The organism is Pleomorphochaeta sp. DL1XJH-081, from assembly GCF_049310885.1.
In the GTDB taxonomy this organism is placed as follows: Bacteria; Spirochaetota; Spirochaetia; order Sphaerochaetales; family Sphaerochaetaceae; genus CAYZJV01.
The window spans coordinates 1-524 of record NZ_JBMDYO010000031.1 but is presented as its reverse complement, the minus strand read 5'-3'; the positions used below and the strand labels follow the sequence as shown (position 1 = coordinate 524).

At 58.2% G+C, this 524-nt stretch carries 1 protein-coding gene; it reads left to right on the top strand.

Annotated features, from left to right (window positions below):
- Positions 1 to 524: hypothetical protein (locus tag ACODJP_RS13780; protein ID WP_422482477.1), on the top strand; the 524-nt coding region annotated here is incomplete at both ends.

Here is a 524-nt window from a genome sequence, read left to right as displayed (position 1 = left end):
TCTGCCACCTGGACTACGGTCACCAGCGGTTCCAACGGTGAGACAATCAATGCCACCAGCGGGGTACTCACGGTGAGCGAGGACAAACTCACGACCGATGTGTGGCAAATCGACTACCAATTCAGCGGCACCTACACCGACCCGGTTCTGAACCTCGCCTTTCCCGTCACGATCGTCATCACCCTCTCTCGGGTGGCAAACGGAACCTCATTCGTGGTTGCCCGGGCCTACGCCACCGGCGGCAGCCAGTTCAAGAACCACAGCCCTTCCTCGCTCTCGGTGAAGGCTGAGCTCATCCGCGGCACCACCAAGGACACGACAAACCTCGACTACCAGTGGAAAAAATCGATCAACGGGACCGTCTGGGAGGATATCGCAGGAGCAACTGCGGCCACCTTGACGGTCACTCCTTCCATGGTGGATTCGTTTGCCATGTTCAAGTGCTCGATTCTGGACACCGACGCCACTTCCGACACTTTCAACATCAGCTACGACACCGAGGCCGTTTCGATCCTGGACGTCAC